The organism is Lysinibacillus sphaericus (assembly GCF_006864135.1).
Lineage (GTDB): Bacteria > Bacillota > Bacilli > Bacillales_A > Planococcaceae > Lysinibacillus.
In genome coordinates, this window is the sequence record NZ_SADV01000004.1 from 291,115 (window position 1) to 313,137 (window position 22,023).

Genomic DNA, 22,023 nt, shown 5'->3' on the forward strand with positions numbered 1-22,023 from the left:
CAGCTGATCTGTACATATCTACTAGATTTGTAGCATTATTCATTGAAAGCTATTATTATGACCTGCCTCATTTCCTTCGTATGAAGTCGTAATTGTAAATAAATGAATTTGGGCATGCTACCCTCGTCACACTCTTGTCAAAAAACGAAGTATTTCGTTGAATACTCCGAATTTGTTCACATAATTCCCCTTCGCTATTTTGAATTAAAGGACTATACGTATAATAACCTTCAAAAATAGTATACAATCAGAGTTATAGGTTATCCTTGTAGCATCTTACATATTTAACTTTTATTTTAGCTTTTTCTAACAAAGATAAAGGAGATGATTCTTGTGACAACATTAAAAGAAATCATGTCTGTTCAACAATTTTCTGATTTAACATTGTTAAATGGTGAAGGCGATTTAGGAAGAGAAGTAGAAATGGTCGATATTACAGAAACGCCTGATATCAAAAATTTCACAGCACCACACTCATTTATCGTTACGACGGGTATGAGTTATCAGCACGATCAATCCGGATTAATTGATCTCATTCGAGAATTAAATGATATACAAGTTGCTGGCATAGGTGTTAAATTATCCCGATTTTTAGAAAAGATAGATGATGAAGTGATAGAATTTGCGAACAAATTAAAATTCCCGATTATTAGAATCCCCGAAAGCTGGAATCTTGGATCGATCACACATCATATATCATCCTATATCTTGGATGAAGAAACTGAAAAATTATATTTTGCTTTAGATATCCAACAAGAATTAAATACAATGCTTATGAGAGGTTTGAGCTTAGAAATGATGATTGAACGGATGAGTAGGCTCCTCCGTGTCCCTGTAATGCTCTTAAATCCTTTTTATCAAATTAAATCGATGAGCCATCACTTCCAGGAACATTCTGAACAAGTTCAAAAAAATCTTAGTTACTTCAAAAGATCTTTAAATTCCAAGCACATTCCACCTAATAATCGTGCATCTTTTCAAGAAGAACATATTATATTTGAGGTGCCCGCTTTTAAATATTTCCCATATTATCTGATGGTTTCAAATGTCAATTCTCTCACCTATCCATTTAGTTTGCTAGCAATAGAACAAGCCGTAAATACACTTAGTCTCGCAATTTATAAAAATAGTAAAATTAAAGAAGCGGAACAACAAGAGGTAAACCGATTTTTCGAAACACTCATGTCTGAACATCCTGATAATCTTATGTCAGTAAAGCAGCATCCTGAGTTTTTGAAAAAGCATCATATCCAAACATCAAACTTCTACCAGGTGATAATTTGTGCGATTGATAAAGAAAAAAATGTAGAAAATAATATCTATTTAAATGAGCGTTATCAAATGACTTTTGAATGGCTAACGCATAAGTTGATTGACATTGATCCGTCTATCAGTTTATATATGTCTCCAGGTAATCATCGGTTTACGATACTTTTACAAACTAAACATCAATATTATTTAGATTACTGTAAGTATCTTCAAAAAGAGTATAAAAAATTATTTAATAGCACACTTTCCTTTGGCATTGGTAATGAGGTCACTGAATTCTCACAGTTACCGCTATCTTATTTCGAAGCGAATGAAGCTTTTGATCATAAGTCTGAAAGTGGTGAAGTTAGATTTATAGAGCTCTATAAATCCAAAAGTGTGGAAGAATTATTACAACTCATTCCGGCCAATAAATTAAAACCTTTTATCACGTACACATTAGGTTCATTAGCCTATCCAAAAACAACGAAAGAGAAAGAGCTAAAAAATACTTTAGAAATTTATTTGGCGAACCATTGTGATCTTACAAAGACATCTGAAGATTTATATATTCATCGTAATACGGTAAAATATCGTATTAAAAAATGCGAAGAAATTTTAGGTCAGCCAATCGATGCCCCTGATACTTCATTAGATATACGATTAGCTTTATTTGCATCAGAGAAAATAACGTTTTAAATTAAAAATTCCGCAAAAAAGCTGTTATAAATGCTTTTTTACGGGATTTTATTTGCATGAAAAAATATATATGGCAATAAACGATTGTTCTAATGCTTCATTAGCCAGATACTTACTTCCTCAAACTAGGACATGCAAAACAGACGATTCGCACGCTTCTACAAGTAGACGATCCACTTGCTAATTTTAACCGTCCCCTATCGAAACCGCTTCAAGTAAAAAGTCTGTTTAAAAGTCGACGTTCTGTTTTTTAATATCCTATTGTTTAGATGGCAATCACAAAACGACCTATCAGCGAGATATGGGGACAATCTCACTGATAGGTAGCTTTGCTTTATTCATTAGTTAGGGGATGGGTTGCTTTGTTCTCTTTTAACATAACTACAAGGAAGAATAAAATCGCTGCTGCTGCAAGAAGTATGGCTGCAATGTAGAATGCTAATACCTTGGAGCCAGTGATATCACCAATATAACCAGTAAGCGTTGGCGCAACAACAGATGAGGTCATACCAAAGAAGTTAAAGAAACCTAATGCTTTAGCAACTGTATTTGATGATACTGAGTCAGTTACATACGTAATTAATACTGGATCAATTGCAAGTTTACCTAGTAAACCATATAAGATTAGTGCAATATAAAGTACTGTAGGATTAGGTGAAAACACTGTTAAACTAATTGTTAGAGCTGCACCAATTAACAAGAAGAAAATTAAGCGCAGACGCATATGTGCATTTTTATCAATATATTTAGAAAATATTAATGCACCAGGTACTGCTGAGATTGCGACTAAAGCAGCTACATAGCCTACTGAACCTTGTTCGAATCCTTTTTCTGTGACAAGGAATGACGGTAACCATGTAACAATCATGTAATAACCATAACATGTTGCAAAATACACAAAATATATAACTAATTGTCTTGGTGAGAATAAATTTACTTTAGAAACTGCATCTTGTGTTATTGTTTTTTTATCTTCAGAGTCCTCTTTTGTAGCTGGTTTTTTTTCTTGTTTAACAAATAAAGCAAATACAAATGTTACTGCTATTATTAGGATGGCTGTAATATAAAGCATGTAATTCCATTTGATTTCAAGACTACCTACTAAAACAGATGAACCTATTAAACCAATAACCATACCTAATGCGGAGCCGCTATTTATGATAGCGTTAGAAAAACTTTTTTTATCTTTTGGCATATGTTTAGCTGATAAGGAGAATGCTGCGCCATAGTATGAACCAGTCGAAAGACCTGCCAATAAGGCACCAACATACACTTGTGTGATTGTCGAGCTTGTCCCAATGACGAATGCTGCTAATGCAAAAATGATAAAGGCTGGGATTATTACTTTTTTTTGACCAAATTTATCAACGAGTATTCCTGATGGAATTTGCATACCTGTATAGGCAAAGAAATAAATAGAAGCAACAAGTCCTACTTGTGTATCGCTAATGTTCCCCAATGATTCTTGAATTTGTGGGTATATTGGCGTAAGTATTGTTCGATAAATCCAAATAACTACCCAACCTAAACACAGTGTAACAATTATTTTTTTGTAATAATTCGGGTCATTTTTAACTGTTTGTCCCATAATATGACACTCCTATTTTTTGTTTTTTTACTTATGTATTGCTTACGTTAATTTTAGGTTATGAGTAAGTAAATAACATTGTTCACTTTTAACAAAAACAGAAATGGATTTGCACATTTTAGACAAAAGCATATACTTAAAATATTTACAAAAGTATGACTTATGATATTCTCACTAGCTGATCTTTACGTAGTACTTTTGCATCTTCGATAACTCTCTGCACAGCAAGGAAGGTACAACAAACAAAAAATAAGCCCGATTACCCTTAAGGTTATCGGACTGACCTATATCTACAATACAACACAGGTATGACAATTTGTAATGATGACATGAAAGATTCCCCCTTTGTAGGTAGTACTTCTACAAAGAGGAATCTTTCTTTTTTACTATGAAAACTAGCTAATCAACAGACGCGCTCTTTCAATTAATGATGTTTATGCGGAATAAAGCCGATTGGTGTTGGCCCCGCAATCCCTAACATCACAAAATCTTTATCAGAATTATTAGTCATTCCGTGCTTTTCACCAGCACGTGCAACAACAACATCTCCAGCTTTAATTTGAACCATTTCACCACACTCTGGATAAAAATCTGCTGTTCCTTCTACAACAATCCAAATATCATCAGCTTTGTCGTGCGAGTGAATTGGCAAATCTTGTCCTGGATGCATACACCAAACAGCTCCTACAGTATTAGGTGTTTCATAGAAAATATGTTTTGTCGCTTCTTCTTCTCTAAACTCTTGAATATCTGGCCAATGGAAAATACGATTTTTTAAATCTTTTCTTGCTATTTTTTTAAATGTCATTGTATTTTCTCCTTGTTTCAAATTTTCAAAAACCTTCATTATTTAGCGTTTAACAATATTTTGGCGTTTACCGTCTAAAAATGCTGTAGTGTTATCGAATGCAATTTTAGCACGCAGTTCCATCGCTTCATCCGTAAAGAAACCTACATGTGGTGTTAAAATTACATTTTTGGCGTGTAATAGTTTATAGTATCCAGGAATAGGCGGTTCCATATCAAATACGTCGATACCAGCTCCCGCAATTCGCCCTTCATTTAATGCATCCGCCAATGCATCATTGTCAACAATTGGGCCTCGTGCACAGTTGATGATAATGGCTGATTCCTTCATTAAATGTAATTTTTCTTTAGAAATTAAGCCTTTCGTGCTAGCTAGTAATGGAATATGTAATGACACAATATCTGATTGTACTAATAACTCATCTAATTCCATATACTCGATACCTAAATCTTTAGCTTCTGGATTAATACTAGATTGATCTGAAGCGATTAAGTTTGCACCAAATGCTTTAAACAATCGAGCAGTCATTAAACCAATTTTACCTGTACCAATCAATCCAACTGTTTTACCTTTAATTTCACTACCTTGGAATGCCCCTGGGAAATTATCGGCACGAATTTCCCTATCACCCTTAGTAATGCGACGATACACGTCTAATACTAGGCCAATCGTTAATTCCGCAACCGCTTGATTCGCATATCCAGCTGCATTACATACTATAATATCTTGGTTTTTAGCTTGTGTGATACCTACATGATCAACACCTGTAAAGGCCACATTGATTAATTTTAACTTGTCATTTTGATCAATTACTTCTGTAGGATAAGGATTATTCGCAATCATAATAATATCTGCACCTTCACTACGACTTGCTAATTCTGCCCAATCAGACGTTTTCTCATTGTAATAAACAAATTCATGACCGCCCTGTTTGATTGGTTCCGCTAACTTTTCAATGATTGAATCTGGAACATTTAATGGCTCTAATAATTTTACTAACATACAATCCATTCCTCCTATTTATGTCGATACGTCTGTTGATTAACTAGTGTCCATAGTTTAGAAAGAGAGAATCACACTTCTTTTTTTGTATACTTCGCACAAAAAATCTAGTATTTACATTGATTTACACTCCTGTTTTTTCTTATTTTTCTTGCTATACGCTTAATCTGATTGTAGGATATGAGTAATTAAATAACATTGTTCACTTTTAACAAAAATACAAACGACATTACATATTTTTAACAAAAGCTTTCGTGCAAATTAAAAAATCAGCCCAAAAATTATCGGACTGATTCGTTACATTATCATCGTATATTTACCCACACATTGTTTTTTGTCTACCTTTTTAAGCAATCGATGCTCCTTGATTAAGGTCACCTTTTACACCTTTACCATAAAAACTTTATTCCACACTTTTTAGCGATTCAATCATATTTATTTTCGTCACTTTTCTTCTAAGAAGTAAGTTAGACACTATAGTCAGTAAGAACGCGACAATTATAGAGACTAAGATGATTAACATATTTAATTTATCTGGGATTTGTTGATGGGTGCTTGATAGAGCCTTTACGATAATTTTATAGACATAGCCACTGATTGGTAAAGCTACAATGACCGCAAATGTTGTTAGGATAATGTTTTCCAAAAATATTAATCTGTTTATTTTATTTTTTTGATAGCCTAATACTTTCAGTGTTGCCAGCTCACGATTCCTTTCATATATGTTGATGGAAGATATCGTATAGATGGCGCCAAAGGACAGTATGATGGCGCTTGTGATAAACATGATAAATACAAAACTGTTTTGCTTCACAATATATTGTGCCGATTTTTTTAATTCATTCTTATCGGCAATTGTATCTACACTGCGATCTTTTTCAAAAAAATTACGAGCGCTCATAGCATCTGTAGCGTTATTTGTTTGAACTAAAAGCGAAGTTGGATTGTAGTCTATGTTAAAGCTCTTTAAGTACTCTGGTGTACTATAAAATGATGGATTCGAATACTGTGTAGAGATATTTAAAACCTTCATTTCTACAGAAGTATTTTTTAGCTCTGGCGCTGTAAACTTTATGTTAACACGATCCCCTTTAGAAATATGATATTTGTCAGCGTAAGATTTGGGGACAAGCACACCGTTATTTTCTAAAGCTATTCTATTGTCATTTTCGTCGAAGAAATGAACGAGATTGTTTTCTTGTTCAGTAACAACTAAATTGGCGCTTTCTTTTTTATTATCTTTTATGATTTCAATAGGAAGAGTAGCTAACAAATAACTAGTTTTAATTTCAGAAGGTAGTTTTACTGTCTTAAAATTTGTACCCATCGTATAATCGACTCTTAGATCATAAGCATAAACATCTTCAATTTGATCTGCTACTTTTAGCAAGGATGCTTGAGTACCGAAAGCAGTAATCAATAAAACGGTGCTTACAACAACACCAATTGAACTTGCTAAAGCTTTTTGTTTATTTAAAAATATATTTCTCAAAATGAGTTTATAACTGTAGGAAATACGACTCCATAGACCTGGAATTCTTTCTATCAAGAGCTTTTTCATCTTCTTTGGCGGTTTAGGACGCATAGCCTGAGCTGCATGTTCCTTTAATATAGCTCTACCACTTAAGTAACATGACAGAACACCAAAGGCACTAGAGAAAATAATCGGTGGGATGATTGACAATAAAGAGAGTGAGAATTTTATGTCAGGCAAAGAGTAGGCCCTTGCACAAGACGTAGTTACTAAAGGAATAAATACAAAAGCGGCAATTACACAACCTATAATTGAGCCTAGTATTCCTGCCAGCATAGGGTATCCCATATAGTGAAGCATAATGTTGCTGTTTTTTACACCTAAAGCCTTCATAATACCAACTTGATTCCTTTGCGAATCGATAATCCTCGACATGGCGAGAAATAGGATAATCGCTTCAATCAAAAAAAGTACTAAAGGTATAACTTTACTCATTAAGTTATTATTTTTAATCGTTTGATTGATTTTAGAATAGTTCAAAGTCCGTTCCTTATTTACTTGATCTAAATAGCTAAGCTGCTTGGACTGTTCTTCAATTGATTTGCCTAACTTTTCAATATCGTAACCTTCTGTAGCATCCACGATGATTTCATTAAAGTAAAAGCCATTTAAGATTTCGGGTAATGTTTCTTCAGCAATATAAGCGACTCCATATGCTTTATGGTCTTGAATTTCATTCTTTTTTGCGTGTTCAACATTCTCACCTAAGCCACTAATTGTAAAGTTAAAGCTGCTTTCATTCGCATTTATCGTGATTTGATCGCCGACACGATATTGATGTTCTTTTGCATAATGAGAATCTAATAAAATCTCATCCTTTTTTAATGGGATACTACCTTCAGTTATAGTAGGTGTATTTATTTCATTGTTGTCTGGGATCGAATGAATTTTTAATGACGTTTTGTAATCTTCAAACGTTTGCGTACCATCAAAGGTATAACGTCCTTCGATTTTATTGATACCTTCAATTTTACTTAACCGAGTGACATCATTTTTAGAAAGCTGACTGTAATATACATGTAAATCGCTTAAATTATGTTTTTGAAAGTAATCCTTCGTATACGTATTAAGATTAGTGCTGTAGGTTACTAGTCCCGCATAGAAAAAAGCACCTACTGCAATAACAATCACGACGGCGATAAATTGCCCCAAAGACTGTTTGATGTCCCTCAATAATTTTAAAAGCAATTTCATGATTACCACTCAATCCCTTCAACACTTTGTTTTTCCTCATTTATCGTAACACTTTCGATCAGTCCGCTTTTTACTTTAATTATTTTGTCAGCCATAGGGGCAATGGCAGAATTATGTGTGACTAAAATAACACATTTCTTCGTTTCTCTATTTAAATCTTGCAGAAGCTTTAATACAGACTTGCCAGTTACATAATCCAAAGCGCCTGTTGGTTCATCACAGAGTAAAAGTAAGGGGTTTTTCGCAACAGCTCTAGCTATAGCTACTCTTTGTTGTTCTCCTCCAGAAAGCTGGGAAGGGAAATTTTTAATACGATCCGCTAATCCGACTTTATGTAAAGTATCTTTAGCATCCAGATTGTTTTTACATACCTCAGTAGCGAACTCAACATTTTCAAGAGCGTTTAAATTCGGAATTAAGTTATAGAATTGAAAGACGAAACCCACTTTCTCACCACGATATTCCGTTAACTTTTTTTCGTTCAATCTTGTTATTTCTTGATTCCCAACAAAGACTTGACCTGAGGTAGCCGTATCCATACCGCCAAGAAGATTCAGAATCGTACTTTTACCCGCACCACTAGCCCCTAAAATAACGACGAATTCCCCCTCATTTATGGAAAAATCAACACCATTAAGGGCCTTGATTGGGACTTCTCCTATTTTGTATTCTTTCGTTACGTTTTTAAATTCGATTAACTTTTTCATTTATTTCATCTCCTCAAATAATTTTTTATCAACGGCAAGTAACTCTAAAATAAACAACATTTGTCGTATATTTTAGAGTTACTTTTAGTTGTCTCTTTTTGTTGCTTGGCTTTATTAAGAAGCCGTTAATCACGGCAAAATATTAGAAATTTAAATCGACTTAAAAAGGATTTCAATCTACCGATCTCTGTGGAGATTACAACCACATCACGCCCACGGCTTCACGAAGATTCCATAATATTGACGGCAGTAATGCCTCGGCATTATTTCGTCCGGATTCGGCCAAAAACAGTTAAATCATTCTAATAATATATAAGCTGATAAAATTAAATATATACACGTTTGGTAAAAAATACATTTTAATTTCCTTTTTAAAAAAGAAGGTTTAAAAATGCTTCAGTATCTTTTATTGATTTTTAGTAGACATAATATAATTATCGGTTACCTAAAGATTTAAATGATGAGTGACAAGATGTTAGAGGCTTAGAATAAGTATATTTATTCACAAAGAAATGAAAATCCTGATGCTAAGAATAGAAGAGGATAAATTATATTCGCTTTCCTCCCCCTTTGGTTGATTTGTATATAGAACGGATTGTACGAACTAAAATAAACAATCCTCTAATTAGAAACATAGAAGTAGTTGGTATTGCAGTTTGCACAAAAAACCTCCCCGAATTATGTTTTAATAAATCCATTACTGCATAAATTTCAATCATAACCAAATTTCCCCTCATAAATTAACCTACTCCGTTAGTTTAAATTTGACTCTGTATTTAATATAAATATCCAGTTTTCTTTAAAGTAAGTTATTCAATTAAATGACCATAAAACCAAAAATGAGCGCTTATCCTTTTCCAGGATTGCGCTCTATAATCGAAAATCTTTTTAATAATTTCAATGGATATTATCGGAAAACAGCTCTTCAGATATTACTTGTATTCCATTTCTTTTAAGTAAAGCAGTTGTAACTCCGTTTCCAATAATTTTCTTACTTTTAAATTCGCCATTATAAATCATTGAACTTCCACAAGATGGACTATATTCTTTAAGTACGACTATTGTCGCTCCAACCTCTATAGCCTGTTTTAATGTTTCGTAAGCTCCTTTTATGTACAATTTCGTAACATCTTTACCTGATATCTCAATCACTTTGGCTTTACTATTCAATACATCTTCCCCATCACCACCTATTATTTCAGCAGGTTCTCTGGGAGTTGAAAACCCACCAAGCAATTCAGGGCATACGGCAATCGCCTTATTGTCTTCTATTAGTTTACGAATCTTATTATTTAAACTATGCGTACCGTTATATCTTACTTTTAATCCTACTAAGCAAGAACTTACTAATATCATTGCTATCACCTCAAATTAAATTTCACCTTATGTTTTTCAATTAATATCATTTCTTACTTCATTATCTGGTCCGATTGTTGAACACAAGTTAAACAACACTCTCCAACTAACCTGCTTCGTTCGTTGAATACATATATAATACTTTTATTTTATAAGCATTCCAAATTATATATCTTTAATCATAAATAAAAGCTGAACTAATAAAAAATAGCTCAGCTTTATAGCTTATTATCATGTTACACATTGTATATAGGATACTGATGTATTAACTGAATTACTTTGACTATTAACTTTTAATAAAACATTCCCACCTCTGAGTTATTTTTATTATTTAGTTAACGCCTGCATATCTGCCACAATCGTCTCAACTGGTACATCTGTATAAGCATCATAATCTTTCACAACAATCCCATCAGCATTAACTAAGTAATACCTTCCCATATGTATAACTTGGTCAGTATTTGGATCATTTTTCACGTGTGATTTAAACGATTTCATAGCAAACTGTTCAATAAACTTTTGATCATAGCCAGTCAATAGTTGCCATTTGCTTTCATCGGGAACTGAATATGTTTTTAAATAATTTTTTAAAACTTCTGGCTTATCAACCTGAGGATCAACGCTAAATGCTAAAATCTGATAATCTTCCATGCCTTTATCCTGAAGTGCCTTTTGTACCTCTGTCATGTTATACGTCATTGGCGGACAAATGGTATTACAATTAGTAAAGATGAACATCGCTAACGACGGCTTGCCTTTAATATCATTAAGGCTAACCTTTTCATTTCTTTGATTAGTTACCGAAAAATCCTGTACTTCTATGTTCATTTCAGGTTCAAATTTATAACTTCCACAACCAGTTAGAATGCTACTTAATGTTAGTATCAACACGAGCAAGACACTGTTCTTTTTCATATATTTGCACACTTCCCTTCAATTTACCATCGTTTTTTATTGTATAAATTATAGTTACTGAATACAAGATATGAGCTTAACCTTTCATTTTTTTATGTCCATTCAATGTATATTGTATGATTTTGGTATATTAATATCCTATAATTTCCAGATAATTCACAATTCTTTTAAATTTTTTTAAACTGTTATTTTACTGTTTTGGTTATTTCCCAAGACATCATACAATTGTTATATAACAAAGTTTTTTTAGTTCCCAAGCATATCCTACGTATGAAGACACAATAATAAATTCTTAAAATTTCTCTTTCACACCCGAATTTTCTCCCACATTCACAATTATCATCATTAAACTATTATAAGAATATTATTCTATAAAAAATACCATTCTCTTTTATACAGTTTATTTCTATTAAATCCTTATTATTTCTATGTTATTTCCACAATCTGAAAATGATTAAAAATTACAAAAACTCGAAATTTAGTATTGCATTATAAGAATCTTCCCCATAAAATAAGTGAATATAACGACGAGAGAAAAAAGAAGTATGTCGTTTAAGACAGAAATATATGGCTTGAGGGGGAATAATAATGGTAAACATTTCTGGAGACAAAAATAAAGATTCAGTTGACTATAGCGCAATTGAAGCTATGGAATCGTTCAACAAGTTCGTGAAAAAGAAGAATACCTTCCTTTTCTCGATTACAGCTGTATTTTTAACACTTTATATTTTGCTACCAATCCTCGCTTTTCAACCTGTACTACAACAAAAAATTGTCGGAAATATTACAGGTGTTTGGGTTTATTCAGCAGGATTATTCATGATGACAATCGTTCTTTGTACAGTGTATGTGAAAAAAGCTGCTTCATTCGATAAAGCTGCGGCAGCAGTACTAGCTGAGTATCAGGCGAAAGGTGGAAAATAAATGAACTTAGTATCCGTTGGTTTCTTTTTAGCAATCGTTAGTTTAACTCTTGTAGTAACATATATCGCAGCGAAACGTACGTCTTCTGCGGCAGATTTTTATACAGCTGGCGGTGGTCTTAAAGGTTGGCAAAATGGTTTTGCAATCGCTGGTGACTACTTATCTGCCGCTGCATTTCTTGGCGTATCCGGTGCGATTGCCTTAACTGGTTTTGATGGCTTCTTCTTCTCTGTAGGCTATGTTGTAGCTAACTTAGTTCTTCTTTATATAATTGCGGAGCCGATGCGTAATTTAGGTCGTTATACTTTAGCAGACATGCTTACTGCCCGTTTTAATGAAAAACGCATTCGCGGGGTAGCTGCGTCAGGAACAATTATCATCGTAATCCTTTATATGATTGCACAATTAGTAGGTGCTGGTGCTCTTATTAAACTATTATTTGGTATAGAGTATTGGATTGCGGTTTTAATCGTAGGTGTTATGATGACGATTTATGTATTATTCGGTGGCATGACAGCTACTTCTTGGGTGCAAATTATTAAGGCTAGCCTTCTTTTATTTGGGACAGGCTTATTAGCTACATTAGTATTAATTAAATTCGACTTCTCTCTAATGAAAATGTTTGATACGATCGCTGTGGATCATGGCGAGAAATTCCTTGTACCTGGGATGAAATATACAAGTTCAATTGATTCGATTTCGATGATGATGGCGCTTGTCTTAGGAACTTCTGGGTTACCTCATATTTTAATGCGCTTCTTCACCGTTAAAGATGCCAAAACTGCTCGCTCTTCTATTTCATGGACGACTTGGATTACAGCTATTTTCTTCTCATTAACTATTTTTTTAGGCTTCGGAGCATTAAATTTTGTAGGGATCGATAAAATTCTTGCTGAAAGTAAAGCTGGTAACACGGCTGCCCCACTTCTTGCTAATTATTTGGGCGGTGATGTGTTAATGGCATTTATCGGTGCCGTAGCATTTGCAACTATTTTAGCTGTTGTTTCGGGTTTAGTTTTAACAGGAGCTTCTGCGATTTCGCATGATATTTATGGAGAAATCATTAAAGGTGGTAAATTAACAGAAAAACAACAAGTTGTAGCAGCTCGTACTGGTTCAATTTTTATTGCCTTTGTTTCCATTATCCTTGCACTATTTGCGCAAAACTTGAATGTATCGTTCTTAGTATCCTTCGCATTTTGTATCGGTGCTTCAGCAAACTTACCTGTTATTCTGTACACAATTTATTGGAAAAAATTCAATTCAACAGGTGCTATAACAGCGATGGTAACTGGTTTAGTATCATGTTTAGTTTTAGGTGCTATGGGGCCAAATGTATGGAGTCCTGTTGAAGGTGCGGCAATATTTGTTGGTAATCCTATCGTACCGTTAGCAGTTCCAGCGGTTATTACAATTCCACTTGGCTTTATCACAGGTTATTTAGGCACTGTTCTATCTTCTAGCAAAGTACCACAGGAAGAGGAAGATCGCATTTACAAGGAAATTCGCGTGAAAGCAAACACAGGTGTATCCGTCTCTGATATCTCTCATTGATAGCTTTCCGCAATCCAAATAATTGCAAAAGGCTATATCAATCGTCCTATCCTTCATAATAAAAATATCAAGTTAAAAAACTCGATTTTTTGTCGGGTTTTTTAACTTTTTATTATAAAAAATTTACCAATTTACCTATTGAACAATACTATTCTCTTTCAAAAAAATTTGATTTTCACTGAGTAAATAGTGTTTATTTTTTATAAAAAACCATTTTCTTTTTAAAATTTTATCCTAATTTCCCACTTGAAAATCTAGAATTGACCTACCTTCGCTTATTTATCAGAATTTTCCAAAACCCTTTTATTTCTAGGGCTTGTTATGTATATTCTCTTTTAAGACTATTTTTCTAAAAATTATTTTTTCATAATTTTTCTGAAAAGTATTGCAATTTTGTGAACTGTCTCATAAAATGAAGAGGTGAATTCACTAACCTAGCAAATTCGAGTCTTTAAGCAGAAAAAATAAACACAAAATGGGGAATGTTAATGGGGAACAATCAAGCAAGCAAGGGCGTCGTAATTGACTATGATGCAATTGCAAGTCAAGAATCATTTAAAGCGCTTGTTCGAAGAAAGAAATCATTTCTATGGTCAATAACTGTGATCTTCATAGCAGCTTATATGTTGCTACCAATTCTTACTTCGTTCACGACAATACTACACCAAAAGGCAATTGGGGAAATTACTTGGGTGTGGCTATATTCAGCAGGATTATTCATCATGACTTGGAGCTTATGTCACGTATATGTAGCAAAAGCGAATAGTTTTGATAAAGAAGCACAGGCGATTATCGCTGAATACGAGAACGGAGGTGGCCGCCGATGAATAACGGGATGAGTTTTACAGCCATATTCTTCTTCGTAGCCATTGTTGGTTTAACATTAGTTATTACATGGTGGGCATCAAAACGAACATCTTCTGCAAGTGATTTCTATACTGCAGGCGGCGGGTTAACAGGCTGGCAAAATGGACTAGCCATCGCAGGAGACTACTTATCAGCAGCATCTTTCTTAGGGATAGCCGGAGCAGTTGCATTATTTGGATTTGATGGATTCTTCTTCTCTATCGGGTATTTAGTAGCTTACTTAGTGGTTCTATACATCGTTGCTGAGCCATTACGTAATCTTGGTAAATTTACATTAGCTGACATGATCACAGCGCGTTTTGATAGCGCTAAAGTTCGTGGTACAGCAGCTTTAAGCACTATTACAATTGTATTATTCTACATGATTGCACAACTAGTTGGTGCTGGAGCACTTATTCAATTACTTTTAGGGATCGACTATTGGCTTGCCGTATTAATCGTGGGCTTTATGATGACAACATACGTACTATTTGGTGGTATGACTGCAACATCTTGGGTACAAATTATTAAAGCTTGTCTTTTAATGTTAGGAACAGTTATTATTTCATTCTTAGTATTAAAAGAATTCGGCTTTAGTATTGCAACGATGTTTAAAGAAATGGAAACTGCAACTGATAGCGGTGCAGCTTATTTGAACCCAGGTCTTAAATATCAAAATGGTATAGATACAATTTCAATGTTAATCGCTTTAGTATTAGGTACAGCAGGACTTCCACATATCCTAATGCGCTTCTTTACAGTAAAAGATGCGAAAACTGCTCGTTCCTCAGTAATCTGGGCTACTTGGATTGTAGGTATTTTCTACATTCTTACAATCTTCTTAGGCTTCGGTGCAGCTAAATTCGTTGGTAAAGAAGAAATTATTTCTGCAAACGCTGCTGGTAACATGGCTGCTCCACTTCTTGCGGAAGCACTTGGTGGAGACATACTATTCTCATTCGTATGTGCGGTAGCTTTCGCAACAATCTTAGCGGTAGTAGCTGGTCTTGTACTTTCTGGTGCATCTGCCCTTTCGCATGATATTTATGGCCAAATCATTAAAAAAGGCAAAATCACAGAGAAAGAGCAAGTACTTGCAGCTCGTATCGGTTCTATCACAATCGCTGTTATTTCAATCCTTTTAGCACTTGGTGCACAAACATTAAACGTAGCGTTCTTAGTATCACTTGCATTCTGTATTGCAGGTTCAGCTAATTTACCTGTAATCATCTATACAATCTACTGGAAACGCTTTAATACAGCAGGTGCTATTACAGCAATGTTAACAGGTTTAATCTCTGCTTTAATTCTTGTTGCAGTTTCACCAAACCTTTGGAATCCAGTTGAAGGAAAAGCAATTTTCGTTGGAAATCCATTAATTTCGTTAACGAACCCTGCAATAATTTCTGTACCACTTGGCTTCCTTGGAGGTTTCATCGGAACATTCCTTTCTAAGGAATCAGATGCTAAGAAATATCGTGAAGTGGATGTTAAAGCTAACACAGGTATTTCTGTACAGGACGTATCTCACTAATATAACAATGACCTTGTAAGTTAATAATACTTACGAGGTTTTTCTTTTTCTTAACTTGTTGCCCAAGCGCTCATCTAACGCATCCAAGAAGCTTTGCTCTGTGCGAAAGCGTAGCGTCAGCAACAATTGTTTTCTGTGCGAAAGCGTAGCGTCAGCAACAATTGTTTTCTGTGCGAAGCGTAGCGTCAGCAACAATTAGTTTCTGTGCGAAAGCGTAGCGTCAGCAGCAATTGCTTTCTGTGCGAAAGCGTAGCGTCAGCAGCAAAGCGCACAGTTGGAACCGAAATCAATCCCATTTTATGGTATAGTTAGAATGAAAAGGAGGAATAACAATGACACAATCAAAAGCAAAAAAGAAGCGCTCGTATATTAAGCGTACGGAAGGAAAAGACGTTGAGAAAAATCGTCAGTTCTCCCCTTTCAGTACATATGAACGTGTAACGAAAACTAAAAAAGAGAGCCTTGAACAAAATTTTACAAAACATAGAAAACACAACCACACAGAGGATGATTAGTGGTTGTGTTTTGCTTGTAATGCGACATCTTGATGTCTAAATGTAATAAGCTTTGGAATAAAGTACAATGGATATAGTAAAAGAAAAAGATTAGGTATCCACCACATAAGATCAAAATCAAGCTTTATTGTCCAAAAAGCAATCGCCTGTAATCCTGAGCAAAATGTTAATGCTAGAGATTCTAAGGCAAATGCTCTCCACTTTGCATTTTTCACTTTAAAAAGGTAGAGACTTATAAAACCAGTAACTGAAATTAAAATATCTAGCGGGAAGAACGACCAATTCCATATTACTAATAATTCATTTTGATAATCCTGGTATAAATACTCTTCTGGGATCAAATGGAAAAAAGTGACTAGCCAATAGAGTATAAAAAAGAAATCGGTAACTAAAAATATTAATCTTAAAGCTTTACTCATCTACAACCCCCATTTAGTTTTCTTCATAAACGTTTTCTTCAAGAATTCCATGCATAAAAATGTCTACCATTTCCTGCATTGCATCTTGAAGTGAAATCTTATTTCTGTTTATCGATCCATGTTCCATCAATCGATAAAACCCTCCAATATAGACTTCTATAAATATCCCTTTATTAAAGACACGTATTTTTTTTGTGGCAATCCCTTCATCTAGTAGAGAAAAGATACCTGTCCATTGTTCATGAATAAATTGATCGAGTGTTTCCCATTGCTTAGGATAATAGCGTTGAAGCTCTACTAAATATTTGAGTTGAGCAAATTGAAAATCTGCTGGAATGAGTACAAGACATTTCTGTAGTTTTTCTAATAGATTTAAAGTTGAATCTTGCAGTATTTCTTCCTCTCTCATCTTCAGTTCATCTATTGCAAAAAGGCTATCGTGATTCTACAATTTTTATCAGCGATGTTTGATGTTTTAACAGCGATATTTGATGCTTTATCAGCGATTCTAGCTCTTTTATCAGCGATGTTCGACGTTTTATCAGCGATTCTGATACTTTTAACAAAAACACAGCTGCTCTTTAAAAGAACAACTGCGTTATTTGCTATAAATTATAAAATGTTGTCGTATTTCTTGTAATGATACGCGCCGCTTCCTCAGTTGTAAGACCCTTTATCGAAGCGATAACCTCGATGGAATGATCCATCATCCAAGGAGATGTTCGTTTATTGTCAAATTGACCTTCGAACGGCCATGGTCCATCTGTTTCTACCATCATCAGCTCAATCGGGTATTTTTTGATAAGTTGTTGAATCTCAGTCTCATACGTACAATCAGGCGTGACCGAAATGAAATATCCATTAGAAATCATCCGTTCAATCACTTCCTCATCTCCTTTAAACCAATGAAAATGCGCTTTCGTTACTTGATGTTTTCCTAGTAAATCGCAAACAATCGCCGCATCTTCGTAAACCGCATGTAATACAATCGGTTTATTTAATTCCTTCGCCAATACGATAAACTGTTCTAACAATGCTACATACGGACGATCATCAATCGCCTTCTCCTGTCTCAAATAATAAGGCAAGCCTACCTCGCCGATTGCCACCATTTCATGAGCATGTTGGCGTATCCACTCAAATAATGTATCTTCCTCCGTTTCACTTGGTAACGGTTGTTCAGGATGAAAACCAAATGCTGCTTTTACTTTTGCATAGGTTTTCGTTAGCTTCCATGTCTTCTCGCACGATGAAAGATTCATGCTAACGGCAATGACATGTTCAGCTTCTTCTAGTAAAGTTGGAATGTCGTGTTCCTTATACTGATCTAAATGAATATGTGCATCAATCAACATTCGCATCATCCTTCTCTTCTTTTAAATACGTGAATAATTGTTGCTTCAATGCCGTAAATGTAGCGGAATGGCGAATTTCTTCTTGGCGTGGCCTTGCAAAAGGTACGGTAATTTCTTTTTTAACCGTCGCAGGCCGTTTCGTTAGGACAATGATACGATCAGCTAAAAAGAGAGCTTCCTCAATACTATGTGTAACGAATAATATTGATTTTCGATCTTTCTCCCATAGCGACAAAAGCCACGCCTGCATTTCAAGCCTTGTAAACTCATCAAGTGCAGAAAACGGCTCATCTAAGCATAAAATGGGCTTATTGCTAACGATTGCGCGAATAAACGATACTCGCTGTTGCATTCCACCCGACAGCTCATTTGGATACGCATGTTCAAACGCAGCTAGCCCCACTTTCTCTAACCATTCCTTGGCTACCTTCAAATTTGGTTTTCCATGAAGCTCTTCGACCATCGTGACGTTTTCTACTATCGTACGCCATGGTAATAAGCATGGCTGCTGAGGCATATAGCCAATTGTTCCTCTTTTTTGTTGGATATCTGTACCGTTTAATAAAATAGCACCCTTATCAATTGATGAAACACCACCAATTAATTGAAAGAGTGTACTTTTTCCACTGCCTGACGGACCGATAATCGCCACAAATTCGCCGTCCTTCACCTCAAAAGATAAATTACGAATAACCGGAAGAGAATCAAAAGATTTATCAATGTTTTGAACGCTTAGCATAGTTTCCTCTTCCCTTCACTACAAGTTTTTCTAAAAATCGAATAGCACTAAATAATAGTAAACTTAAAAAAATAATGGCAAAAATCGCTACAAACACACGATCCGTTCGAAATGAAGATTGCGCCAATGTCATATAGACGCCAATCCCCATTTTCGCACCTAACCATTCTGCAATGACAGCTCCCATAACACTATACGTCGCCGCAATCTTAATGCCTGAAAAAATCGACGGGTACGCATATGGCCATTCAAGCTTCCAAAAGGTTTGTGATTTCGTTGCCCCAATCATTTCAAAATAATGTTTCAGCTCAAGTGAGGTTTGACGGAAGCCATCCATTGCCGAAATAACGATGGGGAAAAAACATACAAGACAAATAATAATGAGCTTCGGCATTAAGCCAAAGCCAAACCAAATGATTAATAACGGTGCTAAAACGAGCACAGGAACATTCTGCGACATGATAAGAATAGGATAAAATAGCTCCCGTACAAACGTAAAACGATGTAAAAGCACAGCAACTGTTAGCCCACACAATATCCCAATTGTTAGACCAAGAAGTGCTAATTGAACAGTCGCTAAAGCATGTGGTACAAACGTCTTATACGACTGAAAGCCTTCTTTCAAAATGGCACTTGGTGCGGGCAACAGCCAATGTGGTACGTCTGCAAAGCGGACAATTAGTTCCCATATGAATAAGAGGAAGGCGATAAAAATTATCGTCCTTCCTTGTTTGAAAGCCTGCCTCATCACTTGTATTTCTCCGTTAGTGTATCCATTGTAATACCAGATGGTTGATATAAAATTTTCACTTGTGTAATGACATTAATAGCGCCAAGCTCAATCATCTTGTCATTCATTTTTTCAATGATTTGTAGTAAAGTCGATAGCTCACCCTCCATTGTCGTTTCTAATGGATGAACTTCATATTTCACCCCAGATGCTTCGATAACCGCAATCGCTGCATCGACAAATGGAATCACATCTTCATATTTTTCAGTTTTCGGGATAATTTGTACACTTATTAATGAGTTTGCCATATTACTTTGTCTCCTTTTTCGGTAAAAAGTCGTTTGTAAATGCTTGTTTTGCGTTAAATTCGCCCTCTAAAACTTTGTTGTCCGCCATCCATTTCGCGTAATTTTCCCAAACAGCTAGCTTTTGCTCGCCCCATTGCGCAGCGTCGTCTTGATACTTATCTGCTAGCCATTCCTGACTTTTATGCACAAGGTTTTTATCTAAATCAGGTACTGCTTCTAGTAAAATATTTGCCGCTTCATTAGGGTGTTTTATCGCATATTCATAGCCCTTTGCTGTAGCAGCGACAAACGCTTTTACCGTTTCAGGATTATCTTTAACCATTTTTTCATTTGTAGCAAGTACAGGTGTGTAATAATCTAACTGATCACTATAATCTGTTAAATATAGCATGTTGAGCTTTTCGCCACGTAGTTCTGCCTCTATACCTGTCCATGCATAATAAATCCACGAAAAATCAATATCTTTTTTCATCATTGTGAAGAAATCTATGTCGCCTGCATTGATTATATCTAACTTATTAATATCCGCATTTTCTGTTTGCATTAGTGATTGCAGTACAGCCTTTTCAAGTGGTGCACCCCAGCCTCCGTATGTTTTACCTTCAAAATCCTTCGGTGATGTAATGCCTTTTGATGCAATGGATGCGAAGCCAGAAGTATTATGTTGAATAATCGCTGCAATCGATACTAATGGTACATCTTGCACACGTGCTTGTGTAATCCCTTCCTGATAACTTACGCCAAACTGAGCCTTGCCAGACGCCACCAGCTGATCTGCTCCCGCTTCGCCAGGCAATAAAATATCGACATCTAAGCCCTGTTCCTTAAAGTAGCCAAGTTTTTTCGCTACATATAATCCTGTATGATTCGTGTTTGGTGTCCAATCAAGAACGACCGATACTTTTGTTAATCCTTTAGTATCCTTTTTAGCTTCTTTTTCGCTACAGCCCACTAATGTTAAAAGTGCAACAATTAGGACCAATAACCATTTTTTCATGCTGAATCCTCCAAGTAAGTAGTGTGAAAGTGTTCATGTATGTATGAATGTCTTTACCAGAAGAAAGCGTATTCACGGTCTGTTTACACCAAAGGTCTGTGCATGCAACAAATGTCCGAAAACAAAAAACGCCTAGGATTCCTCCCAGACGTTTTACAATCAGTATCAAAAACTTTCATTTTTTGAATAGATGTTCCCTACGCTGGTACGAGCCAAATCAGGTTCAAAGGGTCAGCGTCTATCGGACACAATCTCAGCTGGCAACTACCAGCCCCCCTACATTCTTTCCATATGAACTTTTCGTGATTATTATACCCATATCTATCCGCAAATGACAAGGCTCTGTTTGCCGAATGCTGTAATTCTTATTTCTCCACTATGTAAACAGAAGCCCCCAATACTATACAGGAGGCTCCTTATTGTCCCTTAATACTTAAAATTTGCTATAATTCAATTATTGAAGAGGGAGGTCAATATGAAAAAATTTATTATTATATTACCTTTACTCATTATCATTATTGCTGTTACTTTTTTTATTGCAATGAAAGACCAAAACGACTCTGCAACAGATGTATTAGAAAACGCTGATTTTAATGCATAAAATCCAACTGTAACCATCTTTAGTATCGATATGGACAAAAAAGAAATATTTAAGGAAATTGAAATTCCAGAAAAAACGCAACAAGAACTTATAAAGGCTTTTCAAAAAGCAAAATAAAGACTATGCCATCGTAAACGATAACGGTTTTTTTAGTATTTTAGAAAAAGCAACAAAATAAAAGAGGCTGGGACAGAACTCGATTATTTTGAAAAATAGCGAAAATGGATAATAACTTTTCCGCCTCACTGAGTTAAATATTCTTTCCTAAATCAAAAAAATGTTAGACCCATTGTATCTTGGTCTAACATTTTTTCTTTTTGTCCCAGCCTCTTTCTCCATTAGGTGTTGTGAAGCTAATTAACTTTTCGAGATTTGATAATTGCAAATTCATACCGCCACCGCCTGGATAAAAAAGTTTATTTAAATACAACAAATCCTTCTTTAACTGTA

At 35.0% G+C, this 22,023-nt stretch carries 21 protein-coding genes and 1 riboswitch; of the genes, 7 read left to right on the top strand and 14 right to left on the bottom strand.

Annotated features, from left to right (window positions below; translation table 11 throughout):
* Nucleotides 1-333 precede the first annotated feature (333 nt).
* Nucleotides 334-1,947 carry a PucR family transcriptional regulator gene (locus C7Y47_RS07435; RefSeq protein ID WP_142508185.1) on the top strand — a complete coding sequence of 538 codons (1,614 nt, stop codon included), beginning with the start codon at nt 334-336 and terminating at the stop codon, nt 1,945-1,947.
* Nucleotides 1,948-2,281: 334 nt separating this feature from the next.
* Here the strand turns inward: C7Y47_RS07435 and C7Y47_RS07440 are convergent, their stop codons facing one another.
* From C7Y47_RS07440 to C7Y47_RS07470, 7 genes are all read right to left on the bottom strand, one after another.
* A complete protein-coding gene (locus C7Y47_RS07440; RefSeq protein ID WP_142508186.1) occupies nt 2,282-3,535 on the bottom strand; it encodes an MFS transporter in 1,254 nt (417 codons plus the stop codon).
* Nucleotides 3,536-3,959: 424 nt separating this feature from the next.
* Entirely contained in the window at nt 3,960-4,343 is a 384-nt protein-coding gene (locus C7Y47_RS07445; RefSeq protein ID WP_142508187.1) for a cupin domain-containing protein, read from the bottom strand.
* Between the two features lie 42 nt (nt 4,344-4,385).
* Nucleotides 4,386-5,345, bottom strand: coding sequence for a 2-hydroxyacid dehydrogenase (locus C7Y47_RS07450; protein WP_142508188.1), 960 nt, complete (start codon nt 5,343-5,345; stop codon nt 4,386-4,388).
* Between the two features lie 403 nt (nt 5,346-5,748).
* Nucleotides 5,749-8,073, bottom strand: coding sequence for an ABC transporter permease (locus C7Y47_RS07455; protein ID WP_142508189.1), 2,325 nt, complete (start codon nt 8,071-8,073; stop codon nt 5,749-5,751).
* 2 nt (nt 8,074-8,075) lie between these two features.
* Complete coding sequence (locus tag C7Y47_RS07460) at nt 8,076-8,780, bottom strand: ABC transporter ATP-binding protein (protein WP_142508190.1); 705 nt, start codon at nt 8,778-8,780, stop codon at nt 8,076-8,078.
* Between the two features lie 897 nt (nt 8,781-9,677).
* Entirely contained in the window at nt 9,678-10,136 is a 459-nt protein-coding gene (locus C7Y47_RS07465; protein ID WP_142508191.1) for a DUF523 domain-containing protein, read from the bottom strand.
* 327 nt (nt 10,137-10,463) lie between these two features.
* The gene (locus C7Y47_RS07470; protein WP_142508192.1) at nt 10,464-11,051 is read right to left on the bottom strand and encodes an SCO family protein; all 588 of its coding nucleotides are present in this window, start codon (nt 11,049-11,051) and stop codon (nt 10,464-10,466) included.
* Between the two features lie 588 nt (nt 11,052-11,639).
* Between C7Y47_RS07470 and C7Y47_RS07475 the strand changes: the two genes are divergently transcribed.
* The 5 genes from C7Y47_RS07475 to C7Y47_RS07495 all read left to right on the top strand — a co-directional run bounded on the left by C7Y47_RS07475 (nt 11,640) and on the right by C7Y47_RS07495 (nt 16,424).
* Nucleotides 11,640-11,975: a DUF485 domain-containing protein gene (locus C7Y47_RS07475; RefSeq protein WP_142508193.1), complete on the top strand. Its 336-nt coding sequence runs from the start codon at nt 11,640-11,642 to the stop codon at nt 11,973-11,975.
* Nucleotides 11,976-13,529 carry a solute symporter family protein gene (locus C7Y47_RS07480; protein ID WP_142508194.1) on the top strand — a complete coding sequence of 518 codons (1,554 nt, stop codon included), beginning with the start codon at nt 11,976-11,978 and terminating at the stop codon, nt 13,527-13,529.
* A gap of 488 nt (nt 13,530-14,017) precedes the next feature.
* Nucleotides 14,018-14,356: a DUF485 domain-containing protein gene (locus C7Y47_RS07485; RefSeq protein WP_142508195.1), complete on the top strand. Its 339-nt coding sequence runs from the start codon at nt 14,018-14,020 to the stop codon at nt 14,354-14,356.
* 8 nt (nt 14,357-14,364) lie between these two features.
* On the top strand, nt 14,365-15,909 hold the full coding sequence (locus C7Y47_RS07490; RefSeq protein ID WP_142508221.1) for a solute symporter family protein: 1,545 nt from the start codon (nt 14,365-14,367) through the stop codon (nt 15,907-15,909).
* Between the two features lie 332 nt (nt 15,910-16,241).
* Complete coding sequence (locus C7Y47_RS07495) at nt 16,242-16,424, top strand: hypothetical protein (RefSeq protein WP_142508196.1); 183 nt, start codon at nt 16,242-16,244, stop codon at nt 16,422-16,424.
* Here C7Y47_RS07495 and C7Y47_RS07500 read toward each other — a convergent pair.
* The 7 genes from C7Y47_RS07500 to C7Y47_RS07530 all read right to left on the bottom strand — a co-directional run bounded on the left by C7Y47_RS07500 (nt 16,421) and on the right by C7Y47_RS07530 (nt 20,972).
* A complete protein-coding gene (locus C7Y47_RS07500) occupies nt 16,421-16,843 on the bottom strand; it encodes a DUF5360 family protein (RefSeq protein WP_142508197.1) in 423 nt (140 codons plus the stop codon). The genes C7Y47_RS07495 and C7Y47_RS07500 overlap by 4 nt on opposite strands.
* Nucleotides 16,844-16,856: 13 nt before the next feature.
* Nucleotides 16,857-17,252, bottom strand: a complete 396-nt coding sequence (locus tag C7Y47_RS07505; RefSeq protein ID WP_142508198.1) for a hypothetical protein — start codon at nt 17,250-17,252, stop codon at nt 16,857-16,859.
* Nucleotides 17,253-17,448: 196 nt separating this feature from the next.
* Nucleotides 17,449-18,198 carry a TatD family hydrolase gene (locus tag C7Y47_RS07510; RefSeq protein ID WP_142508199.1) on the bottom strand — a complete coding sequence of 250 codons (750 nt, stop codon included), beginning with the start codon at nt 18,196-18,198 and terminating at the stop codon, nt 17,449-17,451.
* Nucleotides 18,188-18,937 (bottom strand): ABC transporter ATP-binding protein, encoded by a 750-nt coding sequence (locus tag C7Y47_RS07515; protein WP_142508200.1) that lies wholly within the window; start codon nt 18,935-18,937, stop codon nt 18,188-18,190. Before C7Y47_RS07515 ends, C7Y47_RS07510 begins: the two co-directional genes overlap by 11 nt.
* The gene (locus tag C7Y47_RS07520; protein WP_142508222.1) at nt 18,915-19,685 is read right to left on the bottom strand and encodes an ABC transporter permease; all 771 of its coding nucleotides are present in this window, start codon (nt 19,683-19,685) and stop codon (nt 18,915-18,917) included. The genes C7Y47_RS07515 and C7Y47_RS07520 overlap by 23 nt, the downstream gene beginning before the upstream one ends.
* Nucleotides 19,685-19,975 (bottom strand): thiamine-binding protein, encoded by a 291-nt coding sequence (locus C7Y47_RS07525; protein ID WP_142508201.1) that lies wholly within the window; start codon nt 19,973-19,975, stop codon nt 19,685-19,687. Before C7Y47_RS07525 ends, C7Y47_RS07520 begins: the two co-directional genes overlap by 1 nt.
* Nucleotide 19,976: 1 nt before the next feature.
* A complete protein-coding gene (locus tag C7Y47_RS07530; RefSeq protein ID WP_142508202.1) occupies nt 19,977-20,972 on the bottom strand; it encodes an ABC transporter substrate-binding protein in 996 nt (331 codons plus the stop codon).
* Nucleotides 20,973-21,149: 177 nt separating this feature from the next.
* A riboswitch (TPP riboswitch) is annotated at nt 21,150-21,260 on the bottom strand.
* Nucleotides 21,261-21,447: 187 nt separating this feature from the next.
* On the opposite strand from C7Y47_RS07530, the gene C7Y47_RS25535 reads away from it, so the two are divergent.
* On the top strand, nt 21,448-21,573 hold the full coding sequence (locus C7Y47_RS25535) for a hypothetical protein (RefSeq protein ID WP_255505065.1): 126 nt from the start codon (nt 21,448-21,450) through the stop codon (nt 21,571-21,573).
* The last annotated feature ends 450 nt before the right edge of the window (nt 21,574-22,023 follow it).

Excerpts from the sequence above, each read along its gene's own strand:
- C7Y47_RS07440 (WP_142508186.1), bottom strand. The coding sequence starts at position 3,535 with ATGGGACAAACAGTTAAAAATGACCCGAATTATTACAAAAAAATAATT.
- C7Y47_RS07445 (WP_142508187.1), bottom strand. The coding sequence starts at position 4,343 with ATGACATTTAAAAAAATAGCAAGAAAAGATTTAAAAAATCGTATTTTC.
- C7Y47_RS07450 (WP_142508188.1), bottom strand. The coding sequence starts at position 5,345 with ATGTTAGTAAAATTATTAGAGCCATTAAATGTTCCAGATTCAATCATT.
- C7Y47_RS07455 (WP_142508189.1), bottom strand. The coding sequence starts at position 8,073 with ATGAAATTGCTTTTAAAATTATTGAGGGACATCAAACAGTCTTTGGGG.
- C7Y47_RS07460 (WP_142508190.1), bottom strand. The coding sequence starts at position 8,780 with ATGAAAAAGTTAATCGAATTTAAAAACGTAACGAAAGAATACAAAATA.
- C7Y47_RS07465 (WP_142508191.1), bottom strand. The coding sequence starts at position 10,136 with ATGATATTAGTAAGTTCTTGCTTAGTAGGATTAAAAGTAAGATATAAC.
- C7Y47_RS07470 (WP_142508192.1), bottom strand. The coding sequence starts at position 11,051 with ATGAAAAAGAACAGTGTCTTGCTCGTGTTGATACTAACATTAAGTAGC.
- C7Y47_RS07475 (WP_142508193.1), top strand. The coding sequence starts at position 11,640 with ATGGTAAACATTTCTGGAGACAAAAATAAAGATTCAGTTGACTATAGC.
- C7Y47_RS07480 (WP_142508194.1), top strand. The coding sequence starts at position 11,976 with ATGAACTTAGTATCCGTTGGTTTCTTTTTAGCAATCGTTAGTTTAACT.
- C7Y47_RS07485 (WP_142508195.1), top strand. The coding sequence starts at position 14,018 with ATGGGGAACAATCAAGCAAGCAAGGGCGTCGTAATTGACTATGATGCA.
- C7Y47_RS07490 (WP_142508221.1), top strand. The coding sequence starts at position 14,365 with ATGAGTTTTACAGCCATATTCTTCTTCGTAGCCATTGTTGGTTTAACA.
- C7Y47_RS07495 (WP_142508196.1), top strand. The coding sequence starts at position 16,242 with ATGACACAATCAAAAGCAAAAAAGAAGCGCTCGTATATTAAGCGTACG.
- C7Y47_RS07500 (WP_142508197.1), bottom strand. The coding sequence starts at position 16,843 with ATGAGTAAAGCTTTAAGATTAATATTTTTAGTTACCGATTTCTTTTTT.
- C7Y47_RS07505 (WP_142508198.1), bottom strand. The coding sequence starts at position 17,252 with ATGAGAGAGGAAGAAATACTGCAAGATTCAACTTTAAATCTATTAGAA.
- C7Y47_RS07510 (WP_142508199.1), bottom strand. The coding sequence starts at position 18,198 with ATGTTGATTGATGCACATATTCATTTAGATCAGTATAAGGAACACGAC.
- C7Y47_RS07515 (WP_142508200.1), bottom strand. The coding sequence starts at position 18,937 with ATGCTAAGCGTTCAAAACATTGATAAATCTTTTGATTCTCTTCCGGTT.
- C7Y47_RS07520 (WP_142508222.1), bottom strand. The coding sequence starts at position 19,685 with ATGAGGCAGGCTTTCAAACAAGGAAGGACGATAATTTTTATCGCCTTC.
- C7Y47_RS07525 (WP_142508201.1), bottom strand. The coding sequence starts at position 19,975 with ATGGCAAACTCATTAATAAGTGTACAAATTATCCCGAAAACTGAAAAA.
- C7Y47_RS07530 (WP_142508202.1), bottom strand. The coding sequence starts at position 20,972 with ATGAAAAAATGGTTATTGGTCCTAATTGTTGCACTTTTAACATTAGTG.
- C7Y47_RS25535 (WP_255505065.1), top strand. The coding sequence starts at position 21,448 with ATGAAAAAATTTATTATTATATTACCTTTACTCATTATCATTATTGCT.